The following is a 20,753-nucleotide window of genomic DNA, read 5'->3' as shown; positions in this document are numbered from 1 at the left end:
GAGGGAGTTTATGAAAAAGCCAGTGCTCAACCTGGGTCGCTTCTTGATGTCGGTAACGGTCTTCCTGATCTTGGGCATGCCCGTAAGCTATGGACAGGTCGCACCGGGCCAGAGCGCCCCCACCTTCTCGTTGAAAGACCTGAAAGGCCAAGTCCATGACCTCTCGATGCTGAAGGACCGATCGATGGTGATCCTCTACTTTTTCGATGTCGACTCCCGGCCCAGCCAGGAGGGGCTCTTCACCCTCCACCAGCTTGCCAGACAACATCAGGAAGCGTCGATGACGGTATGGGCCATCACCCTCTCCTCCAGGGAGAAGGTCTCGAAATTCGTCGAAAGCACGGGGATCCTCTTCCCGGTTCTGCAGGACGTTGCCAAGGTGAGCGACCTTTACCGGGCCCGGCAGGTCCTTCCCACGGTTTGTATCCTCGGTCCAGGCCTGAAGGTCCTCGACTACTTCCAGGGAGGGGGAAAGACGACGGAGGCGATGCTCGTTCGGGTCGCCGAAAGGGAGCTCCAGAGGAGGCAGACCAAGCTTGCCAAGGCCATCAGCGACGATGTCGTGAAGAAGAATCCCCAGAACGTGAAAGCCCAGACCGTTAAGGGCTATGCGGCCCTCAAAGAGCAGAACCTGAAGGAGGCTGAGGAGGTCTTCAAAGAGGTCTCTCAAAAGGGTGGCCAGGGAGAGATCCTTGGCAAAGAGGGGCTCGCCACGGTCTATGCGAAGAAGGGGGAATCCGAAAAGGCCCTTCAGCTGGCGAGGGAGGTCGAGCAGAAGGCCCCTGATCGAGCCTATGTCCACGTCGTCAAGGGCGACCTGCTTTACGCCCAGGATAAGAGGAAGGAGGCCGAGACGGAATATCAGAAGGGGATACAGAAAAAGACCGTCGAACCCTATCAGGAGGCCCTCCGCTACAATCAAATGGGACGCTATTACGCCAACGCGGGACAATATGGTAAAGCTCGAGAATTCTACGACCAGGCGATCCAGATCGATCCTTATTATATCGAAGGGACGACCAATAAGGGGTTGACTTTTGAAAAAGAGGGCAAATGGGATCAGGCCCTCGAATCCTACCGGATGGCCCTGGCCCTCGATAAGACGGACACCTTTGCCGCCGTCCTTGCCAAAAAGGCCCAGGAGATGATCGATCTTCAGAAAGACCTCAAACGAAAAGAACGGGTCGATCAACTTGTGAAGGAGCTGGCCGCCCGCTTCAGGGCACAAAAGGAAGAGGCCAGGAAGGTCGAAGACGCCTGGACGTCTCCCCCTATGGTGCTGACCTTTGTCGATTTTCAGGAAAGGGGAGGCCTTGCCGAAAGAGATGGTCTTTCAGCCGTGCTGATGAGTCAGTTGGCGGACCATCTCAATGCCTCCGGAAGGGTCAAGGTCGTCGAAAGGATTTTGATCGACCGCCTCCTTGAGGAGCTGAACATCGGCTCGTCCGAACTGGCCAATCCGGAGACCGCCCTTAAATTGGGGCGGGTTCTGGCGGCCAGGCTGATCGGCACAGGCTCGCTCCTCTATCTCCCCCAGGGCACGCTCCTCAATCTGAGGCTGATCGATACCGAGACCACGGCCATCCCGCAGGTCACCACCCGACAGATCCCTCCCCAAGCCTCTCTCGAAAAGGAACTCTTTCAGCTGAATCGGGAGATTTTGAAGACGGTCGTGACCAAATATCCTCTGAGGGGATATATCGTCAAAGTCACGGGGGACCAGGTCGTCCTCAATCTCGGGGCGAAACATGGAATGGTGGTGGGAACCAAACTGGAAGTGATCGAGGAAGGGGAAGAGATAACCTATAAGGGTAAGACGCTACGGGGCACTCCCAAGTCTGCGGGCCGGATGGAGGTCGTTCGGGTCGAACCAGATTTCAGCTATGCCAAGATCCTCGAACAGACCCGGCCCTTCCGGACAGACGACAAAGTCCAGGAGAGGGCCGAGGAGGTCGCATTGAGATAGGACGATGAGGAAGAGAGACCTGACCGGGACGATTTTTTTCTTGTGTGGCTTATGGATTCTGACCGGCTGCGCCACTTCCCCCCCGGGGGAGCAGAAGGTAGAAACGATCGCCGTCTGGGACCTCGATGATCTGAGCCCGGCCAAAGGGACAAGGCTTCCCATGGGAGAAATCCTTGCCGGGAAGATCATCGAATTTCTGAAGGAGCGCAGGGAGTATGTCGTGGTCGAGAGGCAGCGCCTTCTGCTTGCCCTTGAAGAGCTTCGTCTGGGGTCCACCGCCTTGGTCGACGAAGCGACCCGGCTGAGACTGGGAAAAATGCTCGGGGCGAAGCAGATGGTCTTCGGCGGCTATCAGGTCATCGGAGGTCAGATGCGCCTCGATTTGAGGCTCGTGGAAGTCGAAACCGGAAGGGTGAGAAGGGCGGTCCAGAAAACTTCCGCCTCCGGTAGCCTTGAAGGGTGGATGGAGGCGACGAGGAAGGCCGCCGAAGAACTTCTTCGGTAGGGTTCAAAACTTTCCGGTCAGGTAGAGACCGACGGAATATCCCCGGTAATTCCGCTCGCTCTGAAATTCCGGCATAAAGCGTTCTTCGTCATGCATGAGGAAGGCTCTGCCGATAAGCTCTCCCTGGAGCGAGGGATGCAACACCCTGGAGAGGCCGAGACCGAGGGAGCCTTTCTCTCGTCTCCCTAGGAAACGGGGCGAGCCGAAGGGATAGTCGTTTTTGGTGACGTAAAGCCCTTGGAGAAAGGATTTCAGCGCGGTCTTTTCGTCGAGAAAATATCGGATCGAAAGATCCGCCACCCATTCGTCGCCGTGGCTGTTTTTGGGTTCGGTCCGGATGGGCTGGCGGAGTCCATAGAGATACCACCGGTCCGGAGGAATCAAGCTAACATCTCCTGGGTCTTGTTTCACTTTGCTCTTCCCTCGGAGAAGCCCTCTTAAGGTGATCTCCACCTCCCACTCCTCTTGGGAATATTGGAGCCCCATGCCAACCATCCAAAGATCACCTTCCTGATAAAAGTCCTTTTTCTTCAGCCTGTCCCGGCCATACCAGACATACTGGCTGTAAAGACGACCCTGGAATCTCGGCAAAACATCATAACGGAGCTCAGCATTGATATTGAAGATCTCCCCCGGATCATAATCCCGGGCATAAAATTTAATAATTCTTCCGAATAAGAAGTCGTTGATTTCCAAAACCTGAGTGGTAAAATCGTATTCTCCTCTCCAGACATAACCCAAACCGACTCCCGCAGCGAACCTTCCCCAATCCTTCGCAATGCTAAGGTTGGGATTTACGTTAAAACCTTCTCCAAATTTGTTAATGGAGACAAGGTCCGGATCCATGAGGAGTCCCCGATCTTTAAGCTTGAGGTTCGATTTACCGGTGGGCAAGTTGAAATCGAGGCCCACGAGGAGATCAACCGGCAATTTCTCAATGATTTCATAGGAAAAGTTTACTTTGGTGTCAAGGAGAGTGGCCAGGGAACGATTTGGATTTCTACGCGGGTCGAGTCGGGTGTAAGCCTCCCCAGTAAGGATCCTCAGGGATAGATTTTGAAAACGGGCTTCGGCACAGATGGGGATGTAGACCTGCTGACCCTGACGATTGACGTCATCCTTCCACCAATCCGACCGAACCCATGTCTGGGCCTCGAACTCCACTGCAAAACTTGCCTCCAAACCGAGAAGGATGTGAAAAGAAAAAATGACCCATTTAAGGAAAGTTTTCATGAAAATCGCTCCTAATTTCTATAAAGTATTTCAATATTGCCCGTGGTTCCAGGATTCCTTTTCCTTGTTCCCTTAATCTGGGTTATAGGGCCTTTCGCCCTTGGAGGGGGTTATCTCGGAAGGCCCCCGCCCCCTTCTCGTTGCGTCTTCGGGAGTCAGTTGATCCGTGAGGGAGCTTCGATCTCTCAAGGAATTGAGAAGCTCACGGGTTCTCTTCTGCGGCTTGATCAATTTCAGCTGGATCAATTCCTGCAAGGCACTCCGGGCCACAAAGATCTTGGGATCCTCTTTAAGAGCCGACTCATAGAATTGGCCGGCTTTTTCGTACTGCCCCCGGTCGCTTGCCTCAATCCCCTTGAAGAGGAGGGTAAGAGCCCGAAGATTGGTGGAAATGTATTTCCGAAGCTCCTCCCGCTCCTGCGGGGAGACCTCGATCTTGAGAAATTCGATCAGCTTGAAGAGGAGCTCTTTTTCGAGACGAAACAGGTCTGCCAATTCCCCCGTCACGAGGGGCTGCCCCACAATTCTCTGCTCCCCTACGTCGAGGAGGGTCGATTTGAGGTGGATCGACCCTTTGACGATCTCTCCCCCGATGATCCACCTGGCTCCCAGGAGTCTTCCCACCCGGGGAGCCGTTCCGGGCTGAACCAGGCCTGCGGTTCCAAATCCCATCTCCTCCACCAAGGCCTGCAACTTGATTCGCTCCACCACCTGAAGCCCTTTGAGGGTGCTGAGGTCGGTGATCAGCATCAGGGCGAGGCCCTTCTGAAGGGGATCGAGGTCTGGATTGCCGGTCTTGTTCTCGAAATAGAGAACCGCCACCGTATTTCGAGCTTCGACGGGCCGAAGAGCTTTCTCCTCTTCAAGGGCCTTCTTGGCCCAGAGTTTAATATTAGGGGTTACCACCTCTCCTGCCTCCCCCGGGAACGGAGGAAAAAGGAAGAAAGACCAGCCCGTTATCAGAAGGAGTAGAATTAGGTTTTTCATCCTCAATCACCCTGTTTTTGATTCATTGGAATGGGTTTAATCTATACCTTAGGATGGCCTATTGTCAAGCTTTTTCTTGACAAACAGAGATAAACCCATTAGGCTCAAAAGGTCTATTCCTCGTGAAAGGAGCTCGAAGATGAATCAAACCGGTATCGTTAAAGACGAACGATATCTGGATCATGTCATGGACCCAGGCCATCCGGAGAGCCCGGAGCGGTTAAGGGTCATTTATGAGATGCTCGAAGAGCCGGACCTAAAAGGGTTTCTCGAACTTGTCCCACCCCGGTTTGCCACGCGGGAGGAGTTGGAACTGGTCCATTCGCCCGCCTATATCGATCAGGTGGCAAAGACCTCGGGAAAACCCTATTACCGTCTCGATATGGATACCTCCACCTGTGCCAAATCCTACGAAACGGCCCTTCTCGCAGCGGGAGGGCTCTTGGAGCTGATCAAGGCCGTCATGGAGGGAAGATTGAAAAACGGTTTTGCCTTGATCCGGCCACCCGGTCACCATGCGGAAAGGGACCGGGCCATGGGGTTCTGCCTTTTCAACAACATCGCCGTCGGAGCCCTTTACGCGATCAAGGAATTTTCTCTCGAACGGATCCTGATCGTGGACTGGGATGTCCATCACGGAAACGGAACACAGAACATGTTCTACGAGGATCCCAGGGTCCTTTACGTCTCGACCCACCGATACGGCTTCTTCTATCCTGGAACGGGTTCGGCCAACGAGGTGGGAAAAGGGAAGGGATTGGGATTCACGGTCAATATCCCCCTTTCCATCCGAGCCGGCGATGCCGAATTTGGAAATATCTTTGAGAAGTTAATCAAGCCCATCGCCCTCGAATATCGACCCCAGCTGGTTCTGATTTCTGCCGGATTCGATACCCATTACAACGATCCCCTGGGAGGGATGGAAGTAACGGAGAAGGGGTTTGCCAGAATGACCCAGATCTTGATGGAAGTGGCAGAGGCGACCGCCCAAGGGAGAGTGGCAATCGCTTTAGAGGGGGGGTATGACGTTGCGGGTCAGGGGAGATCTGTCAAAGCCGTTTTGAAAGAGCTGGCCCAGATCTCTCCCCTCGAAAAGAAAGACCTCCTCGAAAAAGAGAAGTCGGAATACTCCCGGATCGATGGGGTCATCCGTCAGGTGAAGGAGATTCAAAAGCGTTACTGGAAAAGCCTTTAGGTCGTTTTTCCAACGGTGTTGACCATCTCCTTAAGCTCTTTTCCGACCTTAAAGAAAGGGAGTCTTTTGGGAGGGACATCGACGACCTCCCCTGTCTTTGGATTTCGGCCTTTATAACCTCCGTAATGGCGGACCATAAAACTGCCAAACCCCCTGATTTCGATCCGTTGACCCTTCTGGAGGCTCTCCTTCATCCCTTCGAAGAGGGTATCGACGATCACCTTGGCCACTTTCTGGGTCACATTCGTCCTCTCCGAGACCTTTTCGATCAGTTCTGCTTTGTTCATGACGCCTGCCTTCTCCCTTTTGCCCTGCACCATAGCTCCTCCTTCCCCTGGCCCTAAAGACCAGTCTCGGTTAAGGTCCCTGCTTCCGAACTCACCGTTTGGAACCCGAGACCAAATTGCGAACCTCTTCCGCGATCTCCCTGAACCTCTTTTCAAACCCCACCCTATTTTTATTCGTCGAACCTGCCAGGACGATCTCACCGTCACCTTTCAGGGGAATTACCACCCAGACCCTCTGGTGGGAATAGAAGAAGGCGAGGATGAGCCCGACGATCATCAAGCCGCAGCCCACCCAGACGATCCAGACCCCTGGGTCTTTCGTGACCTGGAGGCCGGTATACTCTTTTGTCTTCACCTCTTCGAGGGTGAGGATTAAAGAATCTTCCCCAGGCTGTTCCATCTTCGGAAAGTTCTTTAGCACCCAGAGGGTTTTGGGCGGCCGGTTGGGCTCGAAAAGGGCGACTTGGACCCCTTCCCCAAAATTATGGACCTGAGGTACATATCTCAGGAGGCGAAGCCTCATCTGGGATTCCGGGATCCCGATCGTCTCACCCTCAAGCCCCCTGAGGAATCGCTTCTCCTGCTTCCCCTTCCATTGAACCCCGATGGTCAGATCTGGGATCGTTCCATAACTGGACTGATAAAAGGTCAATCCCCTGTATTGGAGGGGGTGATTGACCTCGATCGTTCGCTTCAACACCTCTTTTCCCTCTTCAAGGACGGTCAGGTCGCTCATGTACTCTTTGACGATCTTCTCAGGTCTCTCGAGGTCATAAAAGATCACCCTGAAATCGTCACAGCGGAGGGAAAAACCGATCGGTCTCATCATCTCCCCGTCTTTGCCTCTCAGGAAGATATGGTCCACGGTCTCCCCTTCCAGGATATTGACGAATCCCCTGAATCCGAAAAGGGACCCGATCATCCCGCCGACAAGGATGATGAGGATGCTTAAATGGGTAATATAGACCCCAAGCCTCGAAAACCTTCCTTTTTCCGAATAGAACCCCCGATAGGTTTCCCCGTCGATTCGTTTGGGCCTCTTGAACCTTTTCTTTAAAAGGGAGTCGATCTCGGAGGCGACATCCTCCGGAGGCAAATGGAGGCGGATCTGTTCCACAAAAGGAAGTGTTTTAAGGCTCGACGCTTCAATCCCCTTTAGTTCGGCTTCTCGGAAGATCTGTTTCAAAACCCCAGGAAGGCGATGAAGGGAGCAAGCGATGAGATTGAGCACGAGAAACAGCAGGATGGCACTGAACCACCAAGAATGGTACATATCGAAAAGATTGAAAAAATCAAGGATATTGTAGAGCTCGATCCCGTAGCGACGGATATATTCCTCTTGGGGGGCGTTCTGCTTGATCACCGTGCCGATGACGGAGATTAGAGCAAGAAGAATGAGGAGAAATATAGTAAGCTTAACGGAACGGAGAAAATCGAAAAGAATACTTAACCACCCCTTCTCCTTTTGACCCATGATCCCCTCTGAGGTTTTTTAGGCCCTCCTTCTGGGGGAATCCCTTCAGAAGGACCCTCAGCATGACAAGTATTTGAAATTTTTAACCTATAGACCACACCCTGTCAAGGAAAAGGTCGGACCTTGGGTTCAAGAAAGAATCTTTTTTTTCCGAGATTTTTATATTAAGATGATGGGGCCAGAACCCCGTTGGAGGGATTTAGGTTGGGTTATCAACTCACGCCCGATCCAAAAATCGACCAATTATTTAAGAAAGGGGTGAAGCTTCCTTCCCCTTTCACCATCGACATAGGCGAAGAGGTCGATATCGACCGGATTTCAGGAAAGGGCGTCCGGATCTATCCAGGATGCCGAATCTATGGAGAAAAAACGGTCATCTCCTCTGGCGTTCAGCTCGGTGCCGAAGGCCCGGTCACACTGGAAAACTGCCAACTCGGGCCTGGGGTTGAATTGAAAGGCGGCTACTTCAAAAATTCGGTCTTTCTCGAAAAGTCGAGCATGGGGTCGGGCGCCCATGTCCGGGAAGCTTGCTTGCTTGAAGAACAGGCGAGCGGGGCCCACTGCGTCGGTCTGAAACATACCATCCTCTTCCCTTTCGTCACCCTCGGAAGCCTCATCAATTTCTGTGACTGCCTGATGGCCGGAGGGACGAGCCGAAAAGATCATAGCGAGGTGGGAAGCTCTTTTATTCACTTTAACTTTACCCCCGATGGGGATAAAGCCACCCCATCCTTGATCGGGGATGTCCCCCGGGGGGTGATGCTCAACAAACCCCCGATCTTTCTCGGGGGACAGGGCGGTTTGGTCGGGCCGTTATGGGTCAACTTCGGAAATGTGACGGCGGCTGGAGCGATCCTCCGGAAGGACATCGAGATGGAGAACTGTTTAATTGTTGGGAGAAGGCACTCGCCCAAGATTCTCCATCGGATTCCCAAGGCCTATCCCAATCTTTCCAAGATCGTTGAAAATAACGTTCGCTATATCGGAAATTTGATCGCCCTGGAGCAGTGGTATCGCCATGTAAGGAAGCTCTTCTTTAGGGAACAGGAATACGGGACCCTGATCTGGGAAGCGGTTCTCGACAATCTCCAGCGAGCCAAAAAAGAGAGGTTCCAACGACTCAAAGAGATGGCCAACAAGGTGGCCGAGGCCATCGATCTTACCGCCCCAAAGGGTCCTGAACATCAAAAAGCCAAACAGGAGTTCTTTGAAAAAGGAAAAGACCTTGAGGGGCTGCTCGACGCCGAGGCCACCCATAGGGCCGGGGAGGAGGAGCGGGATACCTTCCTCGACGGCCTTCTCAAGCAGAAGAGAGAGCATGGGGACCACTACCTCAAGGTCATCCAGGGCCTGCCTACCAAGATATCGTCCGTAGGCACCGCGTGGCTCGATGCCATCGTTCTGAACACGTGCCTGAAGGCCAAGAGGGGCCTGCCGGCCTTGAGGTTGTTCAAGGGAATCGGAGAGACCTGAAGGGGGAACCATGGGGAAGTTGTTTGGCACAGACGGAATTCGAGGGGAGGCCAATCGATATCCGATGGATGCCTATGTGGCCTTCTCCGTGGGGCAGGCGATGACCTATCTTTTAAAAAAGCCCAACCATAAAACGAGGATTATCATCGGCAAAGATACCCGCATCTCCGGCTATATGCTCGAAGGGGCCCTCGAATCGGGCATCACGTCGATGGGAGGCCATCCCTACCTGGTGGGCGTCCTTCCCACGCCCGGCATCGCCTTCATCACCCAGAGCATGAGGGCCGATGCAGGGATTGTGATTTCGGCCTCTCACAATCCTTACCAGGACAATGGCATCAAAATTTTTTCGGGGAACGGTTTCAAACTCTCCGACGAGGAGGAGGAGAAGATCGAAAAGCTCATCTTCGAAAATCGGCTCTCCGAAATGGTCCCTCCTCCCAAAGAGATGGGTCAGGCCTTTCGGCTCGAGGATGTGCAGGGGCGCTATATCGTCTTTCTTAAAAATACCTTTCCCAGAGACCTTTCGATGGAAGGGATGAAGATCGTCCTCGATACGGCCAACGGGGCCACCTATAAGGTGGCGCCGACCACCTTCTTCGAGCTCGGGGCGAGCGTGGACGTGATCCACAACACCCCCAACGGCCTCAACATCAATGATCGCTGTGGCTCCCAATATACTCAGGACTTGAGGCATCGGGTCCTGGAGACCGGAGCGGCCATCGGGCTGGCCTTCGATGGCGATGGCGATCGTTTAATTGCCGTGGACGAAAAGGGCCAGGTCCTCACGGGCGACCAGATCCTCATCATCTGTGCCAAACTCCTCAAAGAGAAAGGGAAGCTTAAGAACAACCTGCTGGTCAGCACGGTGATGAGCAATTACGGCCTCAAGGTGGCCTGCAAGCGATACGGCATTCAGCACCATGCCTCTGCCGTCGGAGACCGCTACGTCCTGGAGGAGATGCTCCGGTTGGGCGGGATCATCGGCGGTGAGGAGGCGGGCCACACCATCTTTCTCGAACACCACACGACGGGCGATGGGATCATCACCGCCATCCAGTTGATCGCCGCGATGGTGGAGACAGGAAAACCCCTCTCCGAGCTGGCAAAGTGGATGGAAATTTACCCGCAAAAACTGATCAATGTCGAGGTGAGGCAGAAACCCGAGATCGCCTCGTTGCCCAAGGTTGTAGAGATCATCAAACGGGTCGAGTCGGAGCTGGGAGACAACGGCCGGGTTCTGGTACGCTATTCCGGGACCCAGAACATGTGCCGGGTGATGGTGGAAGGCCCCACTCACGACCTGACCGAGCAATACTGCCAGGAGATCGCCGAGGTGATCCGAAAGACGATCGGCTGACCCTCCATCCAAATCTATCCTCGATCCAAGAAGGATGCGTTTCGATCTCCCCCTCCTAAACAGGCCTTTCGATGTGGTAGGGATGGGCCTCAACGCGGTCGACTTTCTCGCCGTCCTCCCCCATTTTCCGGAGTTCAACTCGAAGCTGAAGGTGCTCCGATTCTCGAAGCAAGGAGGTGGTCAGGTGGCTACCGCCATGGTCGCCCTGGCCCGCTGGGGAGTAAAAACCAAATATATCGGGAAGGTGGGCGATGATGAACTGGGCCGCTACTCCCTCGAGTCGATCCGGGAGGAAGGGGTGGACGTCTCCTCCGTGACGATCGAACCTGGTGCGACCAATCAGGTCGCGGTGATCCTGATCGATGCCCCTTCGGGAGAACGGACGATCCTCTGGGATCGGGACGAAAAACTGATGTACCGTCCCGGAGAACTCAAGAGGGAGGAGGTCTGTTCCGGAAAGATCCTCCATCTGGATGGGCACGACATCGAGGCCGCCCTCCAGTGTGCCCGATGGGCAAAGGAGGAGAAGATCCCCACGGTGATCGACATCGACAAGGTGGAGCCGTTGACGGGAGAATTGATCGAGACGATCGATTTCGTCATCACCTCCTCACGCTTCCCCTCCCTTTTCACAGGGGTCCAGGATCGGGAGAAGGCCCTTTTGGAACTCCAGAAGTACACCTCCGGCTTCCTCTGTGCGACCCTCGGGGCCGAAGGCGCAATGGCCCTCATCGATGGAGAGATCGTCTATTCAAAAGGGCTTTCCGTCGAGGCCATCGACACCACCGGCGCGGGCGATGTCTTTCATGCGGGTTTCATCTATGGGCTGCTTCAGAACTGGGAGGTAGAGGAGATTTTGAGATTTTCCAATGTGGTCGCCGGCCTCAAATGCCGAGACCTCGGCGGCCGAAAGGGAATCCCTCCCCTGGAGGAGGCCCAGAAGTTCATGCGCCAGGGGGAGCCCACCCTTTCGCCTTAAAAAAGGCTTGACAAAAAATTTTTTTTGGGCGAATATAGGACTAATTTAGTCCTATTTTGAGGAACCTCCTCGCCCTGAGACCTGACCATGTATGTCACGAGAGAGGCCGATTACGCGGTCCGTTGCGTCCTCTACCTTGCCCAGAACCCAGACAAGACCGCCAGCGCCAAGGCAATTTCGGAGTCCATGGAGATCCCGCGGACCTTTCTTGCCAAGATCCTCCAACGCCTCGCGGCCAAGGGGATCGTCTCTTCCGTCCGCGGGGTGGCCGGAGGATTTCAACTGGCCAAAAAGCCGAGGGAGATCTCCTTGCTCGACGTGATCGAGGCGATCCAGGGCCCTTCGGCCATGAACGTATGCGCCATCGATCGGAGGCGATGCAGCCGAAGCTCCACCTGCACGGTCCATCCGATCTGGACCGAGATCCGGACCCATGTGGAAAAGAGACTGAGGAGGGAAAATTTCGCGACCCTCGCCAAAAAGGGATGAGTGAACCGTCTAACGAAAGCTTCCTTGACGGGGAAAGGAGGAGAAGATGTATCCGATCTGGGAAGTGCCTGGATGGACCTCGGGCATGATTCTCGCCTTCATGGCCACCTTCCACGTCCTGCCGTCCCATCTCCTGATCGGCGCCATGTGGTTCAACGTCTTCGTGGAGACGAAAGCCTATCGGGAGAAGAGGGAGGATCTTCTGGAATTCCTAAAAAAATATACTTTGCTCCTCCTCGTCTTCTCCTATGTCCTCGGCTCCCTGAGCGGCATCGGCATCTGGTTCGCCGCAACCGTGGGCAGCCCCCGAAGCATCTCCGCCCTGATCCACACCTATGTCTGGGGATGGGCGACGGAATGGGTCTTCTTCATCATCGAGGTGGTCGGAATCTTCGTCTATTACTACACCTTCGGCAAGGTGGATCGGAGGACCCATCTGACGATCGGCTGGATCTTCGCCATAGGCTCATGGATCACGATGGTCATCATCGTGGGAATCCTGGCCTTCATGGTCTCTCCTGGCAAGTTGATGGAGACCGGGAACTTCTTCGATGGGTTCTTCAATCAGACCTATTGGCCCCAGCTTTTGATGAGGACAGCGTTGATGTTTTCCGTTTCGGCGGTCTATGCCATCGCCGTGGCCACACGGGTGAAGAACGCCGAGGTGAGGGGATGGGTCACGAAGACCGCGGCCAAATGGGGGCTTGCCGGCCTGATCCTCGGGGCCTTCCTGTCTCTATGGTATTTAAAGACCCTTCCGGAGGAGGCCCGCGGCCTGCTCTCCACAGCCGTCTCCCGGGGGCTGAAAACCGGGATCGCCGTTCCCCTCGGGCTCCTCATCCTTTACTTCATCTTCGTCAAAATCAAACCCCTCACGATCAGGCTCATCCCGGCCCTGGCGATGATCGCGGTCATGTTTGGAGGCATCTGGTCGGCCGAGAGGATAAGGGAGATCGTGAGAAAACCTTACCTCATCCCCCAGTACATGTACTCCAACCAGATCATCGGCCATGATATCCCTGCCAAAGGGGTTAAGGCGGAGACGGGAAGGATGGACGAGACGGGACTCCTTAAGATCTCTCCCTTCGTCCCCGAAGATTTGAGAGAGGTCAAAGAGGAAAACTTGCTCGAAGCCGGCCGGCTGATCGCGATGATCCAATGCACTGCCTGTCACACCCTCGACGAAAAAGGTCTGAGGCCGATGCCCCAGAGGATCAAGAACCTTGGACTGGACAAGGAGGCCCTGGGAGAGTTTCTGGAGGGACTCAAACAATCGCCTTATATGCCGCCCTTCTTCGGAACGGAGAGGGAGAAGCAGGCCCTCGCCGCCTATCTCGCTTCTTTCATTAAAGAATGAGGAAAGGAGGAGACCATGGATACCGGGACGATGTTGAAGGCCTTGCAGGACCCGATGGGAATACCCTTTTACCCTCTCGTCTTCCAGGTGTTGATGGTTCTGACCTTTGCCTTGCACATCCTCTTTGTCAACTTCACCCTGGGCACCTCTTTCTATGCCGTCTATGGCCATTTCAAGAAGGATGGCTACTGGAAGCGTCTCTCGAGGGCCTTGGCCAGGGCCGTTCCGGCCAACCTCTCCATGGCCATGCTCCTGGGGATAGCGCCTCTTCTCTTCGTGCAGGTCATCTACGATCCTTTCTGGTATACGTCGAATACCCTTTCGGCCGTCTGGGTCATCGCCTTCGTCCTCATCCTGATGGTAGCCTATGGCTTTACCTATATCTTCTATCTTAAGAGAGAAAGCCATGGCGGGAGGGGTTATGCCTTCTTCGGGATCGTGGCGGTCCTCCTCTTCTTTCTTGCCGGGGCCATCATGCACGGCCTCGGATACCAGCTCCTTCAGCCAGAAAAATGGTTCGGCTGGTATATCAAAGGCGGGAGGGTCGACGCCTCCGGAAGCTCTCTCCATGCCTTCCAGCTTTCGAGATTCATCCACTTCATCGTCCCCTCCTTCGCCCTGGCCGGGATATTTCTCATGCTCTATTCCTGGTATTTCAAAGAGAGGACGGACTTCGAGAAAAGTTACCTCGCTTGGGTGGGAAGGCTCGGTGCCAAGACGGCCTTCCTCTTCACCGCCCTGCAGGCGGCCGTGGGTTTCTGGTGGCTCCTCAGCCTGCCGCAGGAATTTAACTTCCACACCGATCCCTTCTTCCTCATCGGCGCGGGGCTCGGCCTCGGTCTCCTCTTTCTCCTCCATTTTGCTCAAAACGATCCGGTCAAGTACGCCTTACCGAGCCTCCTCGGTGCCTTTCTCACCCTCTTCGGGATGTCCTATGCCAGGGAGTCCTTGAGGATGAAATATGTGGGCCGGTTTCATTATTCCATCTTCGATTATAAACTGAACATCGACTGGGGAAGCACGATCCTCTTTCTCGGCACCTTTCTGATGGGCCTGGTCGTCGTCGCCTACCTCCTCTCGGTGGCCTACCATTCGGGAAGGCAGAGGGGTTTTTACGAAGCCACCCCTTCTCTCCATAAATTGGGAAAATTCGGCATCGCCTTGCTCGTGCTCTGGATCGTCGTTGTGGCAGGTTTGGGAGTATTCCTTTCGATCAAAAACTATCTTTTGTAGAAGAGCTCATTATTTAAAATCAAAGGTTAAACCCCGACCGTCTTGACAACCTATTCCTCAATCGGTTAATGGGAGATCAATTGAATAGGTGGTATCCGGGAAAAGGGAACCCCGTGAGAGTCGGGGACGGACCCGCCGCTGTAATCCCGACCTCGGTTCCAGCCGAGGTAAGCGCCTTAACGAGAAAGCCACTGGTCCTTGGGATTGGGAAGGCGAGTTAAGGTCGGGAAAGTCAGAAAACCTTGCCCGGATGCGCTTCACGCAAAGGTCTTCGAGGTCGAGACTGTGAAGGGTCAAAAGCGGGTAAAATCCCCGGTCTTTCGTGCGAAGGCCGGGGATTTTTTTTGATCCCTTTCTTCTCCCCCGAAAAACCAGGTCAATGGAACACATCGAGAGGAGGGTTCCTATGATAAGGTTTTTTTACCTTCTTGCAACGACGATCCTGCTGCTCGCCGACCCAAATTCTTTGAGGGCTCAAGAAAAAGAGATCACCCTCGAAACCATCGTCGTCACCGCCACAAGAGACCCCCAAGAGGTAAGAAAGATTCCGGCCAATATCACCGTCATCACCCGAGAACAGATCGAGCGATCCAACGCCCAATCGACGGTCGATCTGTTGCGGACAGAGGCCGGGGTAGTGGTCCGGGACTACACCGGAAGCGGAAAGACCGTCTCGGTCGATGTCCGGGGATTCGGTGAAACCGGTCTGCTCAACACCCTCGTCCTCGTGGACGGAAGGAGGGTGAACGAGATCGATCTAAGCGGGGTGGATTGGACCCAGATCCCCCTGGATCAGATCGAGCGGATAGAGATCCTCCGGGGTCCGGGAAGCGTCCTCTATGGAGACAATGCCGTCGGCGGTGTGATCCACATCATCACCAAAAAACCTGAAAAACCCTTCTCTGTCAAAGGGGAGGTTGTAAGGGGAAGTTATCTCTATCATAAGGAGAGCGCCTCCGTTTCAGGAAAATCCGGTCCCCTCTCCGCCCTAATTCACGGGGTTTACAGCTCCACCGAAGGCTATCGGGAAAACAACTTTTTCCGATATAAGGACATCGGTGGCAAGATCCAGCTCGACCTCAATCCCACCCTGCAAATTTCTTTAAACGGAAATTTCCACCGAGACGATTATGGTATGCCAGGGGCCCTTCCACGGTTCCTTTATAAAGTTGACAGAAGGACGACGCTGAACCCTGACGATAAAGCGGATACGGACGACGGCTACCTCTCCCTCGGCACCAAAATGGATTTCAAGGAGATGGGCCGGGTCGAAACCGATCTCTCCTATCGGCATCGCGAGGTGCACAGTCTCTTTCGCTCCTTCTTCTTTGAAGACAGAAAGAATCTTTCCACCTTCGGACTCACCCCCAAGTATGTGCTTGAAAAAACAATAGGAGGCCGCGCCAATAAGCTCATTTTGGGTTTGGATTATTATCATTCCGATTCAAAGGTGGATTCCGAATCCCTATTCTTCGGCCCTGACCGTATCAGCGTCGAGAAAAAGTCGATCGGCCTCTATCTCTACGATGAATTTTCCATACTCGAAAAGCTCTTTCTCTCCCTCGGAGGAAGATGGGAATGGGTTACCTATGATGTCGCCCAGGCCTCCTCGGGCGCCGAGGATCGCAAACGGGAATCCGAGCCAGCTTGGAATATAGGGCTCAACTATCTCTTCGGAAAGGGGAGTTCTGTCTTTTTAAGCCTGAAAAGGAGTTTCCGTTTTCCGGTGTCGGATGAATTGATTCAATACTTTCCTCTATTTCAGGCCAATACCGCGATCAAGCCCCAGAGAGGATACCACTACGAAACCGGTATCCGTCACGCCTTAAACGATTGGTTAGAAGGGACTCTCACCCTCTTCTGGGCGGATCTTCGAGACGAGCTCTTCTTTAATCCCCTCACGTTCAGCAATGAGAACTACCCGAGGACGAGGCGCCGTGGGTTGGAGGCGGGTTTAAAAGCGAAACCCCTCCAGGGGTTCCATGTTTGGGGAAATTATGGATACGTCCATCCCAAACTCCGGGGAGACGGCTTCTCCGGGAGCGACATCCCTGCCGTTCCAAGGCACAAAGGCTCTTTAGGGACGGATCTCCATTTTGGAGAGGCCTTCGGAAATGCCTTTCTCAAAGGCCTCACCTTTAGCGGTAGGGCCAATTTTGTAGGCTCCCGCCATTTCATCAGTGACTGGGGGAATCGAGCAGGAAGACTCGATGGATACTATACGCTCGATGCCAAGCTCTCTTATGAGTGGAGAGGCCTAAAAGCCTTCGTGGGCGTAAACAACCTCACCAACCAGAAGTATGCCGAACACGGCGTCCTCAATGTCGCGGGCCTCCCATTCTATTATCCATCTCCGGAGCGAAATTTCTTCGGAGGCCTCTCTTTTAACTTTTAAACATGTATCCTCAACCAGGGAGCAAGATCGGCTGGGATGGCGGACCATGAACACGGAGGAAATTTGAGGGAGCTAGGCAGGCTCTCGGGTCGGTCCGAAAAGGATATTCTCGACTTTTCGGCCAACATCAACCCCTTGGGGCCTCCGGAATGGTTTCGTCCCCTGATCAGTTCTCGGTTGAGTTCGATCGTCCACTATCCCGATCCGGAATGCAGCCTCCTCAAGGCCGCCATCGCTGATCGATATGGTGTGAGAGGGGAAGAGGTCCTCGCGGGAAATGGCTCCTCCGAGATCATCTACCTTCTTCCCCGGGCTTTGCCCTTCTCGAGGGCCCTCATCCCCGTTCCGACCTACGCGGATTATGCCAAAGCGGTGATTTTGACGGGAAAACCCATAGAAAAGATCGTCCTTGAAGAGGAAGAAGGTTTCAAACTCGATCTCTCCGTGCTCGATTCGAAGCTCATCGGAGATGAGATCGTCTTTTTAGGACAGCCTAACAACCCCACCGGATTCGTCCTTCCACCCGAGGCGATAAGAGACCTGGCAACGAGGCATCCCTCCACCTTCTTTATCGTGGACGAAAGCTTCCTTGACTTTGTGGACGAGGTGGAAAGCCTCATCAAAGATAGACCTCCCAACGTCATCGTCCTTCGTTCCCTCACAAAATTTTATGCCCTCCCGGGTCTGAGACTCGGCTTTGCCATCGCAGAAAAGGGTTTGATCGATGAGATGAAGAAGCTTCAGCCTCCCTGGTCGGTCAACGCCCTTGCCCAGGCCGTGGGCGAGAAAGCGCTCAAGGACGACGCCTTTATCGGCCAAACCAGGATGTACGTCCGTAAGGAACGGGAATTCCTTTTTGACGAATTGCTTTCACTGCCCGGAGTGACGGTCTATCCGGGAAGGGCCAATTTCCTTCTGGTGCGGATCGATCGAAAAGGTATGAATGCCCATCGTCTCTTCCGGGCCCTGCTCTCCTCCGGCATCACCATCCGTGTCTGCGCCAACTTCGAAGGACTGGATGAGCGATTCTTCCGCGTAGCGGTGAGGAGAAGGGAGGAGAACCTTAAGCTCCTCGATGCCCTGAAGAAGGAGATGGGTTTCCCCTCCGTATTTGTTTCGAAACGGAAGAGGACGCCTGCCGTCATGTTCCAAGGTACGGGTTCCAATGCGGGAAAGAGCGTGCTCGCCGCGGCCATGTGCCGAATCCTCCTCCAGGACGGATACCGACCCGCGCCCTTCAAGGCCCAGAACATGTCGCTCAACTCCTTTGTGACGCGCGACGGTGGAGAGATGGGGAGGGCCCAGGTGGTGCAGGCCCAGGCCTGCCGGATCGATCCGGATGTCCGGATGAACCCGATCCTTCTCAAACCGAGCTCCGACACGGGATCCCAGGTCATCCTCAACGGAAGGCCCGTCGGCCATATGGAGGTCTCCCGGTACATCGAATTTAAACCGGAGGCCTTCGAGGCCGCCAAGAAGGCCTACGACTCATTGGCTGAAGAGTTTGACGTCATCGTCCTCGAGGGAGCGGGAAGCCCGGCCGAGGTCAACCTCAAGCACCACGACATCGCCAACCTGAGGATGGCCGAATATGCCCGAGCACCGGTCATCCTCGTGGGAGATATCGACCGGGGTGGGGTCTTCGCCTCCTTCATCGGGACCCTCGAGGTCTTAACAGAGTGGGAGCGGCGGCTGATCGCCGGTTTCGTGATCAACCGTTTCCGGGGCCAGAAGGATCTCCTCGACCCGGCAATGAAATATACCCAGGCACACACAGGGCTTCCCTTCTTCGGCATCGTCCCCTATCTCCAAGATCTGAAATTGCCCGAAGAAGACTCGGTCGAGTTCAAGAGCGGAGGCCTCGACATGCCTCCTAAGCCCGAAGCCGTGGAGATCGCCGTGATCGACCTGCCCCACATATCCAATTTCACCGACTTCGACCCCTTCCGAATCGAACCCGATGTCTTCCTCCGGATCGTTCGATCGCCAAAAGACCTCGATCACCCTGATGTCCTCATCCTCCCGGGAAGCAAAAGCGTGGTGAACGATCTGAGGTATCTCCGGAAGAGCGGGCTCGAGGAGAAGATCATCGGCCTGGCGAGGGAGGGAAGAACGGAGATCGTGGGTCTCTGCGGCGGGTTACAGATGTTGGGCGAGAGGATCGAAGACCCCTTAGGGGTCGAATCGAACGAGAAAACCGTTCCGGGGATGGGTCTCCTCCCCATCCGAACCACCATGGCGGCCCAGAAGACGCTCCTTCGCGTCGAAGGGCAACACCTCGCCTCGGGCTTGAGAATCCAGGGTTACGAGATCCACCATGGAGAGACCGATTTTCGCTTCCTCACGCCCCTCGTAAGGCGTGACGATGGCGAGGTGATCGGAGGCGCAATCGGGGAAGGGCAGATCTGGGGGACCTACCTCCACGGGATCTTCGATGCCGACGGGTTCAGACGCTGGTTCATCGACCGTTTGCGCGTACGCCGGGGCCTCCCTCCCCTCGGAAAAATCTGTGCCTATTACGATCTGGAGCCGGCGTTGGAGAGGCTTGCAGAGGTCGTCCGTAGGAGTTTGAGGATCGACGAGATCTACAGGGTGATGGGGCTTAAATGAAGAAGAGGGCTAAGGGATGGACGGAAAGCCGCGCATCCTGATCTTTACGGGCGAGGGGAAGGGGAAGACGACAGCGGCCCTGGGAATCGTCCTCAGGGCCTCTGGCCATGGGTTTCGGATCCTTGTGATCCAGTTTATCAAATCGAACCCATCGGTCGGCGAATTAAAAGCCCTTAGAGACCTTCCAGGAGTGGAGGTCCTCCAGATGGGAAGCGGTTTTACGCCGCCGGCCGATGATCCAGCCTTTGTTGAACATCGCAAAGCCGCAGAGAATGCTCTGGGAGTGGTTCTCAAGGCGTTGCAGTCGAAGCGATACGATTTGATCGTTCTGGACGAGATCTGCACCGCCATCGCCAAGGGATTGGTGGAGGAGGATCGGGTGATCGAACTCCTCCGAGTGGGTGACGAGAAGGTCTGTCTCGTTTTGACCGGAAGGGGGGCGACCCCGGGATTGATCGAGGAGGCCGACACCGTGACCGAGATGCTTTGCCTCAAACACGGTTTGCGAGAGGGTTGGAGGGCCCAGCGGGGGATCGAATATTGAAGAGATCGGTTGCGAGGATCGTCATCGCAGGCCTCCAGAGCGGAGCGGGGAAGACCTCTGTCGCCCTGGCCCTGGTGTCCTCCTTCAGACGAAGGGGCCTGAGGGTCCAGACCTTCAAGGTAGGACCCGACTTTCTCGATCCCACCTACCTGAGCCTCGCTTCCGGAAGGCCCTGCTACAACCTCGATGGCTGGATGACCTCGAAGGAATATGTCCTCAGGCTCTTCTCCCGGACCACCGGAGATGCCGACCTCGCAGTGATCGAAGGAGTGATGGGACTCTTCGATGGCGCCGATCCGGAAACCTTGGAGGGCAGCACCGCAGAGATCGCTCGCTGGCTCGATGCACCGGTCCTTCTGGTGGTGAATGTCCATGGCATGGCCCGAAGCCTTGCCGCCCTCGTGAAAGGGTGTGTCGAGTTCGACAATGTCCTTCGAATTGCAGGCGTCATCGGCAATCAGGGCGGATCGGAAAGCCACAAGATGTGGCTTTCCCGATCCCTCGAAGGCGCCTCTCTGCCACCTCTCTTAGGGGCGATCCCGAGAGGGGCCCTTCCTTTGCTTCCGAGCCGCCACCTCGGCCTTGTCACCGCCTCTTCGGACACCCTCACCCCGGCAATGCTCGACGAGATGTCCGATCTCTTCGATAGATCCGTCTCCCTTAGCG

17 protein-coding genes and 1 riboswitch are annotated in these 20,753 nt (G+C 54.9%); of the genes, 13 read left to right on the top strand and 4 right to left on the bottom strand.

Annotation, left to right across the window (positions count from 1 at the left end; translation table 11 throughout):
• Window positions 1–10: 10 nt before the first annotated feature.
• Complete coding sequence (locus tag N3G78_06570) at window positions 11–1,966, top strand: tetratricopeptide repeat protein (protein ID MCX8117573.1); 1,956 nt, start codon at window positions 11–13, stop codon at window positions 1,964–1,966.
• A gap of 4 nt (window positions 1,967–1,970) precedes the next feature.
• Window positions 1,971–2,471: a CsgG/HfaB family protein gene (locus N3G78_06565; GenBank protein ID MCX8117572.1), complete on the top strand. Its 501-nt coding sequence runs from the start codon at window positions 1,971–1,973 to the stop codon at window positions 2,469–2,471.
• 3 nt (window positions 2,472–2,474) lie between these two features.
• Here the strand turns inward: N3G78_06565 and N3G78_06560 are convergent, their stop codons facing one another.
• Both N3G78_06560 and N3G78_06555 read right to left on the bottom strand, forming a co-directional pair.
• Window positions 2,475–3,704, bottom strand: coding sequence for a hypothetical protein (locus N3G78_06560; GenBank protein MCX8117571.1), 1,230 nt, complete (start codon window positions 3,702–3,704; stop codon window positions 2,475–2,477).
• Between the two features lie 72 nt (window positions 3,705–3,776).
• Complete coding sequence (locus N3G78_06555; protein MCX8117570.1) at window positions 3,777–4,610, bottom strand: CsgG/HfaB family protein; 834 nt, start codon at window positions 4,608–4,610, stop codon at window positions 3,777–3,779.
• A gap of 220 nt (window positions 4,611–4,830) precedes the next feature.
• Between N3G78_06555 and N3G78_06550 the strand changes: the two genes are divergently transcribed.
• On the top strand, window positions 4,831–5,886 hold the full coding sequence (locus N3G78_06550; GenBank protein MCX8117569.1) for a histone deacetylase: 1,056 nt from the start codon (window positions 4,831–4,833) through the stop codon (window positions 5,884–5,886).
• Here the strand turns inward: N3G78_06550 and N3G78_06545 are convergent.
• Window positions 5,883–6,173, bottom strand: a complete 291-nt coding sequence (locus tag N3G78_06545) for an integration host factor subunit beta (GenBank protein MCX8117568.1) — start codon at window positions 6,171–6,173, stop codon at window positions 5,883–5,885. The two genes, N3G78_06550 and N3G78_06545, sit on opposite strands and share 4 nt — an antisense overlap.
• Before the next feature lie 91 nt (window positions 6,174–6,264).
• The gene (locus N3G78_06540; GenBank protein MCX8117567.1) at window positions 6,265–7,647 is read right to left on the bottom strand and encodes a cytochrome c biogenesis protein ResB; all 1,383 of its coding nucleotides are present in this window, start codon (window positions 7,645–7,647) and stop codon (window positions 6,265–6,267) included.
• A 204-nt stretch (window positions 7,648–7,851) separates the two neighbouring features.
• Here N3G78_06540 and N3G78_06535 point away from each other — a divergent pair, with 204 nt between their 5' ends.
• The 10 genes from N3G78_06535 to N3G78_06490 all read left to right on the top strand — a co-directional run.
• A complete protein-coding gene (locus N3G78_06535; protein ID MCX8117566.1) occupies window positions 7,852–9,120 on the top strand; it encodes a UDP-N-acetylglucosamine pyrophosphorylase in 1,269 nt (422 codons plus the stop codon).
• Between the two features lie 10 nt (window positions 9,121–9,130).
• Window positions 9,131–10,480: a phosphoglucosamine mutase gene (gene glmM / locus N3G78_06530; protein ID MCX8117565.1), complete on the top strand. Its 1,350-nt coding sequence runs from the start codon at window positions 9,131–9,133 to the stop codon at window positions 10,478–10,480.
• A 34-nt stretch (window positions 10,481–10,514) separates the two neighbouring features.
• Complete coding sequence (locus tag N3G78_06525; GenBank protein MCX8117564.1) at window positions 10,515–11,459, top strand: PfkB family carbohydrate kinase; 945 nt, start codon at window positions 10,515–10,517, stop codon at window positions 11,457–11,459.
• A gap of 87 nt (window positions 11,460–11,546) precedes the next feature.
• On the top strand, window positions 11,547–11,948 hold the full coding sequence (locus N3G78_06520; GenBank protein ID MCX8117563.1) for an Rrf2 family transcriptional regulator: 402 nt from the start codon (window positions 11,547–11,549) through the stop codon (window positions 11,946–11,948).
• A gap of 46 nt (window positions 11,949–11,994) precedes the next feature.
• A complete protein-coding gene (locus N3G78_06515; GenBank protein MCX8117562.1) occupies window positions 11,995–13,305 on the top strand; it encodes a cytochrome ubiquinol oxidase subunit I in 1,311 nt (436 codons plus the stop codon).
• Between the two features lie 15 nt (window positions 13,306–13,320).
• Complete coding sequence (locus N3G78_06510; protein MCX8117561.1) at window positions 13,321–14,538, top strand: hypothetical protein; 1,218 nt, start codon at window positions 13,321–13,323, stop codon at window positions 14,536–14,538.
• Window positions 14,539–14,592: 54 nt separating this feature from the next.
• A riboswitch (cobalamin riboswitch) is annotated at window positions 14,593–14,802 on the top strand.
• Window positions 14,803–14,944: 142 nt separating this feature from the next.
• Window positions 14,945–16,933 (top strand): TonB-dependent receptor, encoded by a 1,989-nt coding sequence (locus tag N3G78_06505; protein ID MCX8117560.1) that lies wholly within the window; start codon window positions 14,945–14,947, stop codon window positions 16,931–16,933.
• 36 nt (window positions 16,934–16,969) lie between these two features.
• Entirely contained in the window at window positions 16,970–19,543 is a 2,574-nt protein-coding gene (locus N3G78_06500) for a cobyric acid synthase (GenBank protein ID MCX8117559.1), read from the top strand.
• 16 nt (window positions 19,544–19,559) lie between these two features.
• Window positions 19,560–20,087 carry a cob(I)yrinic acid a,c-diamide adenosyltransferase gene (locus N3G78_06495; GenBank protein ID MCX8117558.1) on the top strand — a complete coding sequence of 176 codons (528 nt, stop codon included), beginning with the start codon at window positions 19,560–19,562 and terminating at the stop codon, window positions 20,085–20,087.
• Window positions 20,084–20,753, top strand: a 670-nt coding sequence (locus N3G78_06490) for a cobyrinate a,c-diamide synthase (GenBank protein MCX8117557.1), incomplete at its 3' end; no start/stop codon positions are given. The genes N3G78_06495 and N3G78_06490, both read left to right, overlap by 4 nt.

Source organism: Thermodesulfobacteriota bacterium, from assembly GCA_026415035.1.
GTDB lineage: Bacteria > Desulfobacterota > BSN033 > BSN033 > UBA1163 > RBG-16-49-23.
Note: the sequence above shows the minus strand (reverse complement) of the source record. Positions and strands in the feature narration are given on the sequence as shown.